Raw genomic sequence first — 15,835 nt, 5'->3', positions numbered from 1 at the left:
TATGGCGTTTCGTTTGCTCAAAAGTACCTTTTTTTTAGTTGTTGTAATTGCGATTTCCTGCGGAAACCATCCCGGAAAACAAAAACAGGAAGCCGCTGCTGAAGCTTCACTGCCTGATGCGCAAAATCAGGAAACCGAATTGGTTTTGGGCGCAAACCGCACCGAAGCCTACCTCCCCATGTTGAAAAACAAGCGTGTGGCTGTGGTGGGCAATCCCAGTTCGCTAATTCTTAAAGCCGAAAAAATAAACGGTGAAGAGCGTTATACCCACCTGGTTGATTCGCTTTTAAGTCTAGACGTAAATCTGATAAAAGTCTTTTCTCCCGAACATGGTTTTAGAGGCACAGCCGATGCCGGCGAAGCCGTAAAAGACGGAAAAGACCCTAAAACCGGTTTGCCGGTGATTTCGCTTTACGGCAACAATAAAAAACCAAAACCCGGGCAGCTGGAAGGTCTGGACGTGATTGTTTTTGATATTCAGGATGTGGGTGTACGCTTTTATACCTATATCGCCACCTTACATTATGTGATGGAAGCAGCCGCAGATGCCGGCATTCCGGTCCTTGTGCTCGATCGCCCCAATCCCAACGGAAGCTATATAGACGGCCCGGTGATGGAAGCCGAACACACCAGCTTTTTGGGTATGCACACCGGTGTTCCGCTGGTTCACGGGATGACCATAGGAGAATACGCGCAAATGATGGCCAAAGAAGGTTGGTTAAAATCTCAAAAAGATGTCAAGCTTACCGTAATCCCAATGACGGGGTACCGGCACGATTTAGCCTACTCACTACCGGTACGGCCTTCGCCCAATTTACCCAACGACCAGTCGGTAATGCTGTATCCCAGCCTGGGACTTTGCGAGGGCACGGCGCTTAACGCCGGTCGGGGTACCGAAATGCAGTTTCAGGTTATAGGCAGCCCGTTACTACCGGCAGCCGATTATCCTCTTACTTACACGCCTCAGCCTAATTTTGGTTCCAAAAACCCCAAATTTAAAGGCGAAGTTTGCCACGGCCTTGATCTGCGCGAGCTTGCTCCTCTCAACCGGGTAGACCTGAGTTTTATCTACAACGCTTATCAAAACTATACCGATAAAGCTTCCTTTTTCAACACGACCAATTTCACTGCACACGCGGGTACGGCGCTTCTGCAAAAACAAATTGAGCAGGATTTGGGGCTTGATGCTATTTATGCTTCCTGGAAACCCGGCATTGACCGGTTTAAGTCCCTGCGCTCCGGATATCTGATCTATCCTTAATTTTAAAACACGTGTAAATTACCCTAAAATTGTCGAAAATTAACAACTAGTATCTGCGTATTTCCTATATTTAAGGCCCTCAATTTCTTAAAAATCAATCTTTCATAGAAAAACGCAAGCCTTTATGAAATTTCTTATCACGTTAACGCTTTTGCTTTTTTGGGGCGCTACACAAGCCCAGCGACTTTTGGGCACAGTCACCGATGCTAAAACTCAGGAGCCAATAATGGGCGTAAACGTATTTATCAAATCGATAAAAAAAGGGGTTACCACAAAAAAAGACGGAGTCTTCTACTTTGAACAGGCAAACGGTCTGCAACCTCAGGACACCCTTTTGTTTAATATGGTAGGTTACCGCACCTTAAAATTAACTTTAGATCAGTTTCAAAAACTCGAGAAAAAAGTAAGCCTTTACGAAGAAAACCTATCCAACCTGCGCACTGGTAAATCGGTCAGGATCATTAGTATCAGTGACGGAAACAGTAAATAGCAAACTCTAATAACTTTATGAAAAACACATTCCTGAAGCCGTTCGTTTTAGGCTTATGCCTCTGCGGTTTTACCGCTTTCGCCCAGCAAAACATCTATGAATTACCCGTTGCAAAACCTGCAGATGCAGGTATGCGCAGCTATCACCTCAGCTATATCGACTCGCTGGCCAACGAGGCAATAACCGAAAAACAGGTGCCGGGCATCTTGGCGCTGGTGGTGCGCGATGGCAAGGTGGTTTATCATAAAGCTTTCGGTCAGGCTGATCCTTCGGGGAAAAAACTGGAAACATCTTCCATCTTTCGCATTGCTTCACAAACCAAAGCCATAACCTCAACCGCAGCCATGATTTTGTGGGAGCGCGGTAAATTTCAGCTAGACGATCCCATTGCAAAGTATATTCCCGAGTTTAAAGACGCGCAGGTACTCGACTCGCTATTTCCTGACGGAAGCTACACCTCGCACCAGGCAGATAAACCCATTACCATTCGTCATTTGCTTACCCACACTTCAGGGATTGGCTATGGTGCGATAGACGGCGATGCACGTTTTAGAAAATTATTTGAAGATGCCGGAATCATCGATGGTTTTACAACCAAAAACATAACCCTGGCCGAAAACGAACCCAAGGTTGCCAAAATGCCGCTCCACCACAACCCAGGAGAGCGTTTTACCTACAGCGAGGGAATCGATGTGGTAGGGTATCTGGTTGAACTGCTTTCCGGCAAAAAGCTGGATGTATTTATGCGCGAAGAGATTTTTGAGCCTCTGGCAATGACCGACACCTATTTCTACATCCCAAAAGAAAAGCACGAGCGTCTGGTTGCCGTACAAGCTCTGGAAAATGGCAAATGGACAGATGCCGGTTCTAATGCTTTTTATGCTGCAAACTATCCTATAAGCGGTGCCCAAACTTTCTTTTCGGGCGGAGCCGGACTCTCCAGTACCGCGCTTGATTACGCGCAGTTTTTACAGATGTACGTCAACGGCGGGGAGCTTAACGGGAAACGCATTTTAAGCCCAACTACTGTCGACTTTATTTTGAGCAATCAAATAGGTAATATCTGGGCAGATCAGGGTGCCGGTCACGGTCTTGCCTTTAAGGTTGTGGGAGAAGGCGCTTCCGCGAAAGGTGGTCAGGGAAGTCCGGATACTTTTGAGTGGGGAGGTTATTTCAACACGCAGTATTTTGCAGATCCTCAGCAAAAACTCATTGGGATCATCCTGAAACAAACCCTGGGAACCAATAACGATCAGACCGCCTGGAAGTTTCGCAACATCGTTTTTTCGTCTGTTGCAGAATAAAGAATTTTTAGGCTGAAAAAATAGGGCCTTATTAATTGTACAGGGAATCGGGCAGTTTTGTCCGATTCCTTTCATTTAAATACCATCTGTAGGCTAACTTTAGGCGGAAAACTAAATACAAATCCATGAAAAAACAGCTTTTTGCTTTTGCGTTCAGTTCGCTGCTCAGCGCCGGGTTATGCGCCCAAAGTCAGGAGGAAACCATCAAAGCGGTGGTTACCGAAGCCACTGAAAACTCCCAGCTTAAATTACTTGCTCACCAACTGCTCGACGTTGTAGGTCCCCGACTCGTAGGAAGTCCTGAAATGAAACAAGCACACGACTGGGCGGTTAAAACCTATACCGGTTGGGGTATCCCTGCTGAAAATCAGCAATGGGGAGTTTGGAAAGCCTGGGATCGCGGGATTACACATATTGATTTGGTGAGTCCACGCAGCGTGAGTCTGGAAGGCATGCAACTGGCGTGGAGCCCTTCGACTTCTGCCAAAGGTGTAGAAGCCGAGGTTGTGGTGTTACCGGAAGCTAAAGATTCACTAGCATTTCAAGATATGCTGAGCCAGGTCAAAGGTAAATTTGTTTTGATTTCTATGCCGCAACCTTCCGGAAGACCTGATGAAAACTGGGAAGAATGGGCAACTCCTGAATCTTTTGAAAAAATGAAAACCGAGCGGGAAGCGCTTAACGATGCCTGGAACGCCCGCATCAAAGCCACCGGATATTCTTCACGCGAATTACCGAAAATTTTGGAAAAAGCCGGAGCTGCTGGGGTGATCACCAGCAACTGGTCTCGCGGATTTGGCGTAAACAAAGTCTTTTCGGCCTACACCGATAAAATCCCGATGGTAGACATCGCTTTAGAAGATTACGGTTTGCTCTACCGCCTTGCGGATTATGGCGATAAACCGGTCATCAAGGTGGTGGCTCAATCTAAAGATCTGGGCGAAGCACCAACCTTCAATACCATAGCTCAGATTAAAGGGACCGAAAAACCGGACGAATATGTGATTCTCTCTGCACATTTTGATTCGTGGGACGGCGCTCAGGGCGCTACCGATAACGGCACCGGAACCCTCGTGATGATGGAAGCTATGCGTATTCTGAAAAAAGTATATCCCAATCCAAAACGCACCATCCTTGTTGGTCACTGGGGAAGCGAAGAACAGGGACTTAACGGTTCGCGTTCTTTTGTAAAAGACCATCCGGAAATTGTAGCCGGTGTACAGGCGGTATTCAATCAGGATAATGGCACCGGTCGCGTGGCAAACATCTCCGGAAACGGATTTTTACACGCTTACGATTACCTGGGCAGCTGGTTAAGCGCAGTGCCCGATGAAGTAGCCGAAATCGAAACCAACTTCCCCGGAGCTCCCGGTCGTGGAGGTTCTGACTACGCCTCGTTTGTTGCCGCAGGTGCTCCTGCTTTCAACCTAAGTTCGCTAAGCTGGAATTACTGGAACTACACCTGGCATACCAACCGCGATACCTATGATAAAATCGTTTGGGATGATGTGCAAAACAACGTAATTCTTACGGCTGTATTAGCCTATATGGCTAGTGAAGATGAAGAGAAAACCTCACGCGAACAAATTGTTTTACCGGTAAATTCCAGAACCGGCGAACAAATGACCTGGCCTGAGCCTCGTGACGGAACCCGTCGTGGTGGACTTGAGGATTAGATTGTAGATTTGAGATCTTAGACCTAAGATTTAAGACAAAAACGCCTGAGCTTATAGCCCAGGCGTTTTTTTTTGTTTCAAGCAAGAGATTACAACTCCTGTATCTCCTTTACTTCTTCTTCACTAAGCGTTAATAATCCCGGTTTTACGAGACGGCCTATCATCTCGCGCCAGTTTTCGTCCTGCTCAAAAATGTTTTTAAAAATAGGCTTGGCTTCTTCTAGCTGCCCGTCATTTGCCATAGCTACAGCTGCCCAAAATTGCATTTCCAGGTTATCGGGAAACATACGTTCAGCAGTACCATAAAGCTTTAAGGCTTCGGGCATATCGCCGGCCTCTACAGCCAGATCGCCCCGATTCATATAGTCGTAAGCACGGGCAACCTTCAGCAAACGATCTAATTCTTCAATGGGATTTTCGTGATCGTCCACCCGCAAATTGATTCTATATTCTTCCCAGGGGTTTTCAGCCAATTCAGGACCTACCACGATCAAGGCTGCACTTTGCTTTCCGCGTATATCACCACCCGCATCCTGAGCCGCTTTGAGCACGGCCACCATACGCTCTGCAAGCGGAAGATCGCTATGAGCCTCAAAAGCTTTTTCCATCGCAGGTACCGTTTGATCGGTAAGCATCATATTGGCCTGTACCGAAAAATTATCACCGGTTATCTGACTGGCGTATACCACACATTTCTCACCGGTGTATGCGGCAGCATTTCCATTTACATCTAAAAAAGCGACCTGGCGAAAGGCCTTGCCTTCATCTTCGGCTACCAGTTGATCTAAGGCTGCTTCTGCTGACAGACCTTCCTGCATAAGTACCAAACCTTTAGGTCCGTATGCCGGATTTACAAAAGATTGAGTTGCCACGACCCCTACTCCGCTTTTTCCCCAGGAAACAAGCGAGCCCACGCTAAACCAGTGACTCTGTACGGCAACTGCCATCTCGCCGGTATTCGCGTCGCGCGCCACGATAGAAAAGGTGTGTGCAAAGGCGCTTTTGTCTGCATTGATGTTTTGAGCAATCCCTGAAGCTGCGAGCATCAGACTAAAAAGGAGTACTGGTATTTTCATAGTTTTAAAAATTTGCAATTCGTAACAAATTTATTTTGTCAATAAATTATATAGGTATCGGTTTATAGTTTAATCGCCCATTATGGGCGTTACTTTAATTTTATACGTTCTTTCATCTTTTCGACGATGTTATAAGCTGCGGGACAAATCGCAACGTTCTTCAGGGTAATATTGGTTATTTGTTGAAATTTCTTTCGGTCTGTATGCGGAAACTCGGCACAGGCCTTGGGGCGCACATCGTAAATCATGCAATAATTGTCAGCTCCCAGAAAGGTACACGGCACCTCTTGCAGCACATAGTCGTTGTCTTCATCAATTCGCAAATAGGTGTCAATAAACTGCGCATCTTTCATCCTGAAATGCTTTGCTATACGGCTGATGTCTCGGTCGGTAAACAAGGGCCCGGTGGTCTTGCAACAATTGGCACACTCCAGACAGTCAGTCTGCGCAAATTCCTCATCGTGCAATTCCTGCATCTGGTAATCCAGATCTTTGGGCGGTTTGCGCTTCAGCTTTTTGAAATAGGCGGCAGTCTCTTTATGCTTATCTTTGGCCAGATTGGGCAGCTGCTCAATAAATTCATCCATAGCGCAAAAATACGCAATTAAACCAGCCTTGATTTTATGGCGAAAAAAGATTCTGATAACCCCGATGTTTTCGGCGCAGCCCTCCTCGATTTTTACAACGAAAAGTACACCGAAGACATTACAGTCATCTCTTCCCTTACCGAAGATGATGAAATCCCCGTACCTTATCTCTTCAGGGATTTTGAAGAAATGCCCGAAATCGAACAGGAAGCCTTAAAGCTTGCTGAAGGAAAAATCCTGGACGTGGGCGCATGCGCCGGAAGCCACAGTTTATACCTGCAAAAACAGGGTAAGGATGTGACCGCTCTGGATGTTTCGGCCGGAGCGATTGAGGTTTGCCAACTGCGCGGAGTTGAAAAAACAGTACATGCAGATGTATTTGACCTCACCGAAGCCTCTTATGATACACTCCTGCTATTGATGAACGGCACCGGTATTTTTCAAACGCTAAAAAACACTCCAAACGCACTTAAACAGTTGGGCTCCATGCTAAGCAAAAACGGACAGATTTTGGTTGATTCTTCAGACATCGCTTTTATGTATGAGGAAGAAGACGGAAGCTACTGGCGCGATGTGAGCCGGGCTTATTATGGCGAGGTTACTTTTAAAATTCAGTATAAAAAGCAAACTTCTCAAGCCTTTGACTGGTTATACCTCGATTTTAAAAGCCTTAAAAAAGAAGCCGAAAAGACCGGATTCACGTGCGAAAAAATCCTTGACGGACCGCATTATGAATACCTCGCCCGTTTGATTAAAACCAATTAGGAAAACCAAATAGCATTTTACCTCGTAAATTTTAAAAACAATTTATAAAAACAACAAGTGCCAGTGGCTCTTCGTTTAAGTATTTTTACCACCCGCTAATAACAAACTGATGAAAATATCAAGAATTACCCCCTATTTTACGTTCTTTTTAAGCCTTTTACTACTTGCTTCCTGTTCTAAAGATGAGTCCACACAGGCAGATCCTACAGTGGCTAACAAACAGGCCCTGGGATCTTCTGCCCGCGATTTTTTAAGTGCCGATGCGTTTACCAGTCTGCGTGTAGAAATCGCTTATGTAGCCGGTTTTAAACCCTCTGCGACCACACTTAATAATTTACGCAGTTTTTTCGCCGAACGCTTAAACAAGCCCGATGGAATCACGTTTATAGAAACTGTAGTGCCTGCGACAACTGTAGGTTCTCTGGAACGTGATGAATATGTAAAAATCGAAGCCGATAACCGTACCGCTTTTAATGCCGGAGACGAACTGGCCGTCTGGATCTTTTTTGCTGATCAGAGCTCTGAAAAAGATGATGCCACCAGCCGCATTCTAGGCACCGCTTACCGCAATACTTCATGTATAATTTTCGAAAAAACCCTAAGAGATTTCAGCAACCGAATTGGCGGGGCGAGCCTCACTCAACTGGAAACCGTGACTACCGAACACGAGTTTGGGCACTTATTCGGTCTCGTAAATCTTGGGACTCCCATGGTACGTGATCACGAAGATGAGCAACCTAATGATGATGGCATAGATGCGCTGAATAAGCATTGTGATCAGGAAAATTGCCTGATGTACTTTCAAACCGTTGCCGATGCTACGAGTTCTGCAATGACCGGCCTGCCAACCTTTGGAGCATTCTGTCTCGAGGATCTTCGGGCAAATGGAGGAAAATAATTACCAAAGGCTCTAAAAACAAAAAGCTTCGGCAATACCAGAAGCTTTTTTTATTTGTTGAAGGGAATTACTTAATCGAGTACCAGACTGGTAGTAGCGATCATTTTTCCACCATCAAAAATATTGATCTTGTATAAACCTTTTGCAAAATCTTCTCCACGTGGAGCGATGTTTTCGCAGATATCAAGCGCAGTGTTTTCGTAGTAGAACTTAGAAATAGCACTGTAAGTAACGGTTGTAATACTGTCTATTTTAACGGTTTTGTTAGCCCCCATAATGTTGTTTTGCGGGTCTAATACCTGAACGTAAAGTTGTTTATCTCCGGCCTCAGCAATACGGTTTTGAGGTACGGTATAACAAGCTCTGATACGGTCAACGCGACGGGCACGGTCGTTTTCTACCAGTTTACCGCTATTGCGCACAATCACACCGGTACCTACCAGTTTATTGGCGGCAAGGCTTGAACCTAAAGCTACTTTTTCGGCAAGTTCATCTTTAATCGTAGCCAGACTGTCGCGCTTCATACGGCTTACTTCCAGTTCATAGGTAGTACTGTCTACACGCATAGCCAGCATCTTGTTCATACCTTTAAGGCTATCGTTCTGAGCAAATAAATACTCTCGCTCTTTCTTGAGTTTGTAAACCTCATCACGGTAACGACGCAATACAGAAATAGAAGCTTCCATTTTTTGAACCGAGTCAATCAATACCTGAATACGGTCCCGAGCCTGATTAAGTTCGGTGTCTTTCAGATTATTTTCTTCGATTACCGCGTCATATTTGGCAACCATTTGTTTCAGATCGTTCAATACCAATTCTTTTTCTTCAGTAAGTTCGGCCTTGGTATTTTTTTCCTGATTGTACAGCTTTATTGCAAAAGCCCCCGCAACTACCAGTAATACGGCAAGTATTCCCGTAATTACTTTCATTCCGGTATTTTTATTTTCATTCTCCATTTTTCTAAAATTTGATTAGTTATAGGTTATTACCTGGTTTTTTCAGTAACGTTAATTATATATCAAAAGTGTACAAATCTTTTATATCTTCCTTAAAAATTTACAGATTTTAACGAAATAAGGTCGCAAACGTTTTTTCGGTACTTAAAGATCATTTTCAACTCCTTTAAAGGCTATCTAAAACTACCGAAACCCGGTATTGTAAACGCGAAAAACCTTCAATTTTTAAACATATTGATCAGGAATTTGAGTCATTCTCAAATTTTTACCGGATATACCTATATTTGCACAATGAACAAGGAACATAAACGCGCTGCAATACTTTTCGGCGTTTTAGCAATCATCGCTATCGTAATCTGGATTTTTCACGCCTCATTTGGCAAGGGCCTCTTACTGGGCGTTGGTATTGCGGTTTTGGTTTATGTATTGCGCAGCTTCCTTCCCAGACGAAGTTGATTTAAAACAACTGCAGCAACTCCTTTACACTGCTCAAAGCTTTAAACTTAGAATGAGCAATTTCTTCATCAACCTGCTCGTGACTCCAGGTGGTATGAAAGGGGATATGTATCGCATAGCCTCCCATTGCCAGTACCGGGATTACGTCTGACTTCAGGGAATTACCCACCATCAAAAATTGTCCCGGTTCAATATCGAGATGCTTTACCAGCTTTTTATACTGCGTTTCCTTTTTGTCTGAAACAATCTCAACATGGTGAAAGTAATCAATAAGACCGCTTTTGACTAATTTACGCTCCTGATCGAGTAGATCACCTTTAGTTGCCACGACCAACTTGTGCGTTTTAGACAGTTTTTGCAAAACCTCTTCAATGTGCGGTAGCACCTCAACCGGCTCGGCTAGCATTTCCTTTCCTTTCTTCAGAATGAAATCGATGGTTTCGGCACTCAGCTTATCGCCCATTAAGCGGTGCGCTGTTTCGAGCATCGAAAGCGTAAAGCCTTTAATCCCATAACCGTAGGTATCCAGATTGCGAATCTCGGTATCCAGAAGCTTTTCTACAATATCTTCCTCATCGCCGTATTCACGCAGGTGTCTGGCAAAGGCGAGTTCGGCTTCTCTAAAAAAGGTTTCGTTGACCCAAAGGGTATCATCGGCGTCAAAAGCAATGACTTTTATGCTGCTTAAATCCAAAAGCAAGTAGTTTTTGATGAGCCGTAAAAATACACAACTCGATTTTAAGTAAGGCCCACCGTTGGAACTCTATTCAAAAGTCTGAAACAATAGTCCTAAACCAGGTTTTGGGAAGGAATTGTTTCTTAACTTAAACGAAAATTGCTAAAAAAAGAAAACGATGTTTGGACTATTTAAAAAGAAGACCGAAAAAGAAAAATTAGAACTCGAATACAAGAAGCTCATGAAGGAAGCTTTTGAACTTTCCAAGAGCAACCGCTCGGCCAGTGATGACAAGTATGCCGAAGCCGATCGTATTCTAAAAAAGATTGAAACACTTTAGGTAATTAAAAAAGCATCGTAGTTTATCGCTGCGATGCTTTTTTACAATGGTATCGTCTTACTTTTTCTTTTTCATTTTATTGATCCAGATGAGCGTTCCGGTAATTGGAAGACTCGTGGCTATCAGACAAGCCAAAAAGTAAATGATTTTTGAAAACATCCCAAAAACCTCCCCGGTGTGTAACGGTTTTATAAGCGATGCAAACTGTACATTGAGCGGTTTATCTGCGAAAACATCTACCGAAAGCACTTCACCGTTTTTGGCAATATAGGCACGATCTGCAGCCACAGGTGACCATCCCGAAGCATGGTTCTTGCGCAGGCTGAAATAATCGGCTCGATCTCCCGGCAAACTGATGTTCAAATCCCCATCGAAAGGAAAAACACGTGCCGCGACTTCCTCGATTGCATCAAGATCAAGTGTAGTGGTCGTCTCGGGCAGTTCAAATTCCGGGGAAGAGCGGTTAAAAACGGGTGTGCCTATCAGGTTACCCAGCCCTTCCCGATAGCCTTCAAAAGACCAGCATAATCCGGTAATGCCCATAATAACAATAAAAATAAGCGCGTAAAACCCGAGCGTATTGTGTAAATCGTGATTGACGCGTTTCCAGTTGGCTTTGGTCTTGATCTTAAAACCGGCTTTAAAGTTTTTGCGCTTGAGTTTTCTGGGAAACCAAAGCACCAAACCGGTGATGGAAAGGATCAAAAAGAAGATAGTTGCCACTCCAACAATAGGTCTGCCTATAGACGAATCAAAAAGCAACCAGCGGTGCATTCTAAAAAATAAAAAGCAGAATCCATCTGCAGGGTTAGGTCCTGCAACCAGTGTTTCTGCGGTATACGGATTCACCTGAAGATTGGTTCCGCGGCGTTCTTCCGGATTTTCCTTGATGGTAAAGGTGTAGGGGTCAGATTGATCTGACGGGATACTTACCGAAGTAAGGGTGCCGGCGTGATCCTGCCGTATTTTGGTTTCGAGTGCGTTGAGACTAAGCTTCTCCCCTTTTGGTTCTACTTTTAAATCTTCTTCAAAAAATGCTTTGATCTCGTGTTCAAATGCCAGAATACTTCCGCTAAGACAAACCAGAAAGAGGATGATCCCGCTGGCAAGACCCAGCCATAAATGCACATCGTTGATTAATTTCCGAAAACTAAAAGACTTCTTTTTTTTCATAATTATGCTCCTGAAGCGTGTGATTTGAAGCTAAGACACCTCAATTCTCAAAACGTTTAACTGTATCGGGCACAAATATAAAATTCCATTACAACTAAAACTATTTAGACTTAATAAAAATAGTATTTAATTCTAAGGAATGCTTCAACCACAACAGAGTTCTGCTGATTGGCAATTGATTAAATAAAAAGAGGCTGTCTAAAAAGACTTATTAACTTAAGTTGTCAGGTTGAGCCTGTCGAAACCGATCTTGATAATCAGTAAGTTGAAAATATTTCGACAAGCTCAACAGGACACGTCCTTGCTTTTTAGACAGCCTCTCTACAGAATTTTAAATAGCTTGGATTATCGTACCAGCTTCTTATACTTGATACGTTTTGGCATTAGATCGCCGCCTAAGCGCTTCTTCTTGTTTTCTTCGTAATCAGAGAAACCGCCTTCAAAGAAATACACCTGGCTATCGCCTTCAAAGGCTAAGATATGTGTACAAATTCGGTCTAAAAACCAACGGTCGTGGGAAATTACCACAGCACAACCGGCGAAATTCTCAAGACCTTCCTCAAGCGCACGAAGCGTGTTTACATCCAGGTCGTTTGTTGGCTCATCCAACAATAATACGTTCCCTTCTTCCTTAAGCGTCATAGCAAGATGCAAACGGTTACGCTCCCCACCCGAAAGCATACTTACTTTTTTGTTTTGCTCGCTTCCGCTAAAGTTAAAGCGGCTTAAATAAGCGCGGCTGTTTACCTGACGCCCCCCCATCATTATCAGTTCCTGCTTGTCGCTAAAGTTTTCCCAAATGGTTTTCTCAGGATCAATATTACTATGACTTTGATCAACATAAGCGATTTGAGCGGTTTCTCCAACGGTAAAACTTCCTTTATCGGGCTCAATTTCGTTCATAATCATTTTGAAGATGGTTGTCTTACCAGCTCCGTTAGGACCTATAACTCCAACAATCCCAGCCTGGGGAAGCGTGAAATTAAGATCTTCATAAAGCAGCTTATCGCCAAATGCCTTACTCACACCCTCGGCATCAATTACATTGGTTCCCAATCGCGGGCCGTTAGGGATGTAGATTTCCAGCTTTTCATCTACTTGTTTTTGATCCTGCGACATAAGTTTGTCGTAGTTTTTCAAACGCGCTTTTTGCTTCGTCTGTCTTCCTTTCGCTCCCTGACGCACCCATTCTAATTCGCGCTCCAAAGTTTTTTGGCGCTTCGATGCAGTCTTGCTTTCCTGAGCCATACGCTTAGACTTCTGGTCTAGCCATGAAGAGTAATTTCCTTTCCAGGGGATTCCTTCTCCGCGATCCAGTTCTAAGATCCATCCTGCGACATTGTCAAGAAAATACCGGTCGTGCGTTACTGCGATAACCGTCCCTTTGTATTGTGCCAAATGATGCTCTAGCCAATGCACGCTTTCTGCATCCAGGTGGTTGGTAGGTTCGTCCAAAAGAAGCACATCAGGTTCTTGCAAAAGCAAACGACATAAAGCCACACGGCGACGTTCCCCACCGGAAAGTACTCCGATTTTTTGATCTGCAGGCGGGGTGCGTAAGGCATCCATCGCCACTTCGAGTTTGTTGTCTAATTCCCAGGCATTGCGGGCGTCAATCTCATCCTGCAAAACCGCCTGACGGTTCATAAGCTTCTCCATCTTATCGGGATCGCTGTACACCTCTTCAAGACCAAACTGATCGTTAATGCTGTTATATTCATCAAGAATCGCCACAGTTTCTGCAGCTCCTTCTTTTACGATTTCTAAAACCGTTTTATCTTCATCAAGATGTGGCTCCTGCTCCAGGTAGCCTACCGAGAACTCTTTATCTGAAGTTACATCCCCCTGAAAGTTTTTTTCAACCCCGGCAATAATCTTAAGCAAGGTAGATTTACCCGAACCGTTAAGACCCAGAATGCCAATTTTTGCCCCGTAGAAAAAACTCAGGTAAATATTTTTCAATACCGGCGTATTCGCCCCGGGATAGGTCTTACTGACTCCCGTCATTGAAAAAATAATCTTTTTATCGTCTGCCATAATATGTAGTTATTGTGTTATGCTTCTGCTTCAAAAAACAGGGTGTAAAGGTATTATAATATTGTGGTATTGAAAATGACTGAAACCAGAATCCTTCCGCTCAAAATTTTAGGAGAATTAACCGTGCACTCCATTGTTTAACTTTAATATAATTATAACAAATAGAGCCTTGAAACGCGCAGGTTTTTAGCCCATCTTTAAAGAAACCGAAGAATTGAAATTAATTTTCTAATTATTCACCACACAAAACGGTGATTATTTGAAAAATCAAAAAAGTTTTAAAGCGTGTCTCTGTAAACTGAACCGCCATATTATAATTAATAATAATAAAAGCTATGAAACCTTCTAACCAACCCTCCTCTCAAGACCGAAAACTCGGGAAAGAAGAAGAACAACTACTTGACGATCTTGGCATTTTTGGCCAGTCGCGGCGTACGTTTCTCAATCAAATGTCTGCTGCGGGAATAAGCCTTATGGCGGTCCCCTATTTTACATCAGACATGTTTGCCCAGGCACCTAAAGCTCCCGATCTGGACCCCGAAAGTTTACTCAATGCCCTTGAGGTGAACCTAAAAATTAATGGCGACACCTATCCGCTGCAAGTTGACTCGCGCATGACCTTGCTGGATGCCCTGCGCGAACGCTTAAACCTTACCGGCTCTAAAAAAGGATGCGATCACGGCCAGTGCGGCGCGTGCACTGTGCTCATTGACGGCAAGCGCAAGCTATCCTGCCTTACCTTATCTGCTACCTGCAAAGACAAAGAGATTACCACAGTAGAAGGTCTTGCTCAGGGAACAGATTTGCATCCCGTGCAGGCAGCTTTTCTCAAACACGATGGTTTTCAATGCGGGTATTGCACTCCGGGACAAATTTGCTCGGCGGTTTCCTTACTGGATGAAGCCAAACGTGGCGAGGTGAGTTATGTTACCGAAAATGTAAAAGACGAAGTAACCCAGCTGTCTGACAAGGAAATCAGAGAGCGTATGAGCGGTAACATCTGCCGCTGCGGGGCTTACAACAATATTGTACAGGCCATTCAGGAAGTACATTCCGGCAAAGCCGAAATGCCCCGCTGGGAATTTGCTACAGAACAAGAACTAGAAGCCAGCAGGACTGCTGAATAACCAAAAAATCAACTTATGAGACCTTTTCAATTCCACTGTCCGTCAAGTGCTGCTGAAGCCCTACAAAAACACTCGCGAGATCAGAAGACCCATTATCTGGGAGGAGGCACCAACCTAATCGACCTGATGAAAGAAGATGTGGAGCGACCTGATCATTTAATTGAGGTTGCAGATCTTCCGTTTAAAGAAATTACCCAAACCGCAAACGGAGGTTTGATGCTGGGCGCTACCCTTAATAATAACAAAACTGCGAATCACAGGCTGGTACGTAAAAACTTCCCGCTTCTTACGATGGCGATGCTTTCCGCAGCCACCGAACAAATACGCAATATGGCTACCAATGGCGGCAATTTGCTACAGCGTACGCGTTGCCCCTACTATTTTGAAACCTCGATGCCCTGTAACAAACGCGAGCCCGGTTCGGGCTGCGGGGCGCTGAACGGAGCGAACAGCAAGAGCGCCATATTTGGCTGGAGTGAGTCTTGTGTAGCTACCCATCCTTCTGATATGTGTGTGGCTTTAGCCGCTCTTAATGCCAAAGTGCACGTGGAGCAGGCAGATGGCAGCTCACGGGTGATTCCGTTTACCGAATTTCACCGTCTGCCGGGCGATCAACCCGAAAAAGATACGAATCTTGAAACCGGCGAACTCATCACCGGCATCGAGTTGCCAAAATCTGAATTTCCCGATCATTACTACTACTACAAAGTACGCGAGCGCAGCAGTTATGCGTTTGCGCTGGTCTCTGCGGCAGTAGGCTTACAAATGCAGGGTAATACGATTATCAAAGCCGGACTGGCTCTGGGCAAGGTAGCCCACAAACCCTGGAAACTCGAGAACGTGGAGCGCTTTTTAGAAGGAAAAGAAGCAAGCCTTTCCACTTTTGAAGCGGCAGCCGAGCTGGCTTTTGAAGATGCGCAGCCCCTTTCAAAAAACGAGTACAAAATAGAATTAGGTAAAAAAACATTGGTGCAGGCACTTGTACGTGCAGCAGCACGTAGTTAAAAGCATAT

Annotated in this window: 16 protein-coding genes; 10 read left to right on the top strand and 6 right to left on the bottom strand. The window is 44.6% G+C overall.

Features of this window, described 5'->3' with window-relative positions:
- Position 1 precedes the first annotated feature (1 nt).
- From LLW17_RS14850 to LLW17_RS14835, 4 genes are all read left to right on the top strand, one after another.
- Entirely contained in the window at positions 2-1,261 is a 1,260-nt protein-coding gene (locus LLW17_RS14850; RefSeq protein WP_228231080.1) for an exo-beta-N-acetylmuramidase NamZ family protein, read from the top strand.
- A 124-nt stretch (positions 1,262-1,385) separates the two neighbouring features.
- On the top strand, positions 1,386-1,751 hold the full coding sequence (locus LLW17_RS14845) for a carboxypeptidase-like regulatory domain-containing protein (protein ID WP_228231079.1): 366 nt from the start codon (positions 1,386-1,388) through the stop codon (positions 1,749-1,751).
- A 17-nt stretch (positions 1,752-1,768) separates the two neighbouring features.
- Positions 1,769-3,055 (top strand): serine hydrolase domain-containing protein, encoded by a 1,287-nt coding sequence (locus LLW17_RS14840; protein ID WP_228231078.1) that lies wholly within the window; start codon positions 1,769-1,771, stop codon positions 3,053-3,055.
- A 125-nt stretch (positions 3,056-3,180) separates the two neighbouring features.
- Complete coding sequence (locus LLW17_RS14835; RefSeq protein ID WP_228231077.1) at positions 3,181-4,731, top strand: M20/M25/M40 family metallo-hydrolase; 1,551 nt, start codon at positions 3,181-3,183, stop codon at positions 4,729-4,731.
- Between the two features lie 89 nt (positions 4,732-4,820).
- On the opposite strand, the gene LLW17_RS14830 is transcribed toward LLW17_RS14835, so the two are convergent.
- Complete coding sequence (locus tag LLW17_RS14830; protein ID WP_228231076.1) at positions 4,821-5,807, bottom strand: DUF1028 domain-containing protein; 987 nt, start codon at positions 5,805-5,807, stop codon at positions 4,821-4,823.
- An 89-nt stretch (positions 5,808-5,896) separates the two neighbouring features.
- Positions 5,897-6,394, bottom strand: coding sequence for a YkgJ family cysteine cluster protein (locus LLW17_RS14825; RefSeq protein ID WP_228231075.1), 498 nt, complete (start codon positions 6,392-6,394; stop codon positions 5,897-5,899).
- A gap of 36 nt (positions 6,395-6,430) precedes the next feature.
- On the opposite strand from LLW17_RS14825, the gene LLW17_RS14820 reads away from it, so the two are divergent.
- Together LLW17_RS14820 and LLW17_RS14815 are read left to right on the top strand one after the other, a co-directional pair.
- A complete protein-coding gene (locus LLW17_RS14820) occupies positions 6,431-7,159 on the top strand; it encodes a class I SAM-dependent methyltransferase (RefSeq protein WP_228231074.1) in 729 nt (242 codons plus the stop codon).
- A gap of 109 nt (positions 7,160-7,268) precedes the next feature.
- On the top strand, positions 7,269-8,057 hold the full coding sequence (locus LLW17_RS14815; RefSeq protein ID WP_228231073.1) for a hypothetical protein: 789 nt from the start codon (positions 7,269-7,271) through the stop codon (positions 8,055-8,057).
- A 71-nt stretch (positions 8,058-8,128) separates the two neighbouring features.
- On the opposite strand, the gene LLW17_RS14810 is transcribed toward LLW17_RS14815, so the two are convergent.
- Complete coding sequence (locus tag LLW17_RS14810; protein WP_228231072.1) at positions 8,129-9,013, bottom strand: DUF8428 domain-containing protein; 885 nt, start codon at positions 9,011-9,013, stop codon at positions 8,129-8,131.
- A 291-nt stretch (positions 9,014-9,304) separates the two neighbouring features.
- Between LLW17_RS14810 and LLW17_RS14805 the strand changes: the two genes are divergently transcribed.
- Positions 9,305-9,469, top strand: coding sequence for a hypothetical protein (locus LLW17_RS14805; RefSeq protein WP_228231071.1), 165 nt, complete (start codon positions 9,305-9,307; stop codon positions 9,467-9,469).
- A gap of 1 nt (position 9,470) precedes the next feature.
- Here the strand turns inward: LLW17_RS14805 and LLW17_RS14800 are convergent, their stop codons facing one another.
- Positions 9,471-10,169: an HAD family hydrolase gene (locus LLW17_RS14800; RefSeq protein WP_434084789.1), complete on the bottom strand. Its 699-nt coding sequence runs from the start codon at positions 10,167-10,169 to the stop codon at positions 9,471-9,473.
- A gap of 154 nt (positions 10,170-10,323) precedes the next feature.
- On the opposite strand from LLW17_RS14800, the gene LLW17_RS14795 reads away from it, so the two are divergent.
- On the top strand, positions 10,324-10,485 hold the full coding sequence (locus LLW17_RS14795) for a Lacal_2735 family protein (RefSeq protein ID WP_228231069.1): 162 nt from the start codon (positions 10,324-10,326) through the stop codon (positions 10,483-10,485).
- 57 nt (positions 10,486-10,542) lie between these two features.
- On the opposite strand, the gene LLW17_RS14790 is transcribed toward LLW17_RS14795, so the two are convergent.
- The gene (locus tag LLW17_RS14790) at positions 10,543-11,658 is read right to left on the bottom strand and encodes a PepSY-associated TM helix domain-containing protein (RefSeq protein WP_228231068.1); all 1,116 of its coding nucleotides are present in this window, start codon (positions 11,656-11,658) and stop codon (positions 10,543-10,545) included.
- Between the two features lie 345 nt (positions 11,659-12,003).
- The gene (gene ettA / locus LLW17_RS14785; protein ID WP_228231067.1) at positions 12,004-13,695 is read right to left on the bottom strand and encodes an energy-dependent translational throttle protein EttA; all 1,692 of its coding nucleotides are present in this window, start codon (positions 13,693-13,695) and stop codon (positions 12,004-12,006) included.
- 335 nt (positions 13,696-14,030) lie between these two features.
- Between ettA and LLW17_RS14780 the strand changes: the two genes are divergently transcribed.
- Together LLW17_RS14780 and LLW17_RS14775 are read left to right on the top strand one after the other, a co-directional pair.
- A complete protein-coding gene (locus LLW17_RS14780; RefSeq protein ID WP_228231066.1) occupies positions 14,031-14,822 on the top strand; it encodes a 2Fe-2S iron-sulfur cluster-binding protein in 792 nt (263 codons plus the stop codon).
- A 15-nt stretch (positions 14,823-14,837) separates the two neighbouring features.
- A complete protein-coding gene (locus LLW17_RS14775) occupies positions 14,838-15,827 on the top strand; it encodes an FAD binding domain-containing protein (RefSeq protein ID WP_228231065.1) in 990 nt (329 codons plus the stop codon).
- Positions 15,828-15,835 lie beyond the last annotated feature (8 nt).

This window comes from Leeuwenhoekiella parthenopeia, from assembly GCF_020782115.1.
GTDB classification, from domain to species: Bacteria; Bacteroidota; Bacteroidia; order Flavobacteriales; family Flavobacteriaceae; genus Leeuwenhoekiella; species Leeuwenhoekiella parthenopeia.
This window is presented reverse-complemented; position numbering and strand designations above follow the sequence as displayed.

Bases quoted from the DNA above. Each gene is read 5' to 3' on its own strand.
- LLW17_RS14840 (WP_228231078.1), top strand. From the start codon at position 1,769: ATGAAAAACACATTCCTGAAGCCGTTCGTTTTAGGCTTATGCCTCTGC.
- ettA (WP_228231067.1), bottom strand. From the start codon at position 13,695: ATGGCAGACGATAAAAAGATTATTTTTTCAATGACGGGAGTCAGTAAG.
- LLW17_RS14835 (WP_228231077.1), top strand. From the start codon at position 3,181: ATGAAAAAACAGCTTTTTGCTTTTGCGTTCAGTTCGCTGCTCAGCGCC.
- LLW17_RS14845 (WP_228231079.1), top strand. From the start codon at position 1,386: ATGAAATTTCTTATCACGTTAACGCTTTTGCTTTTTTGGGGCGCTACA.
- LLW17_RS14795 (WP_228231069.1), top strand. From the start codon at position 10,324: ATGTTTGGACTATTTAAAAAGAAGACCGAAAAAGAAAAATTAGAACTC.
- LLW17_RS14810 (WP_228231072.1), bottom strand. From the start codon at position 9,013: ATGGAGAATGAAAATAAAAATACCGGAATGAAAGTAATTACGGGAATA.
- LLW17_RS14780 (WP_228231066.1), top strand. From the start codon at position 14,031: ATGAAACCTTCTAACCAACCCTCCTCTCAAGACCGAAAACTCGGGAAA.
- LLW17_RS14830 (WP_228231076.1), bottom strand. From the start codon at position 5,807: ATGAAAATACCAGTACTCCTTTTTAGTCTGATGCTCGCAGCTTCAGGG.
- LLW17_RS14825 (WP_228231075.1), bottom strand. From the start codon at position 6,394: ATGGATGAATTTATTGAGCAGCTGCCCAATCTGGCCAAAGATAAGCAT.
- LLW17_RS14775 (WP_228231065.1), top strand. From the start codon at position 14,838: ATGAGACCTTTTCAATTCCACTGTCCGTCAAGTGCTGCTGAAGCCCTA.
- LLW17_RS14790 (WP_228231068.1), bottom strand. From the start codon at position 11,658: ATGAAAAAAAAGAAGTCTTTTAGTTTTCGGAAATTAATCAACGATGTG.
- LLW17_RS14850 (WP_228231080.1), top strand. From the start codon at position 2: ATGGCGTTTCGTTTGCTCAAAAGTACCTTTTTTTTAGTTGTTGTAATT.
- LLW17_RS14805 (WP_228231071.1), top strand. From the start codon at position 9,305: ATGAACAAGGAACATAAACGCGCTGCAATACTTTTCGGCGTTTTAGCA.
- LLW17_RS14815 (WP_228231073.1), top strand. From the start codon at position 7,269: ATGAAAATATCAAGAATTACCCCCTATTTTACGTTCTTTTTAAGCCTT.
- LLW17_RS14820 (WP_228231074.1), top strand. From the start codon at position 6,431: ATGGCGAAAAAAGATTCTGATAACCCCGATGTTTTCGGCGCAGCCCTC.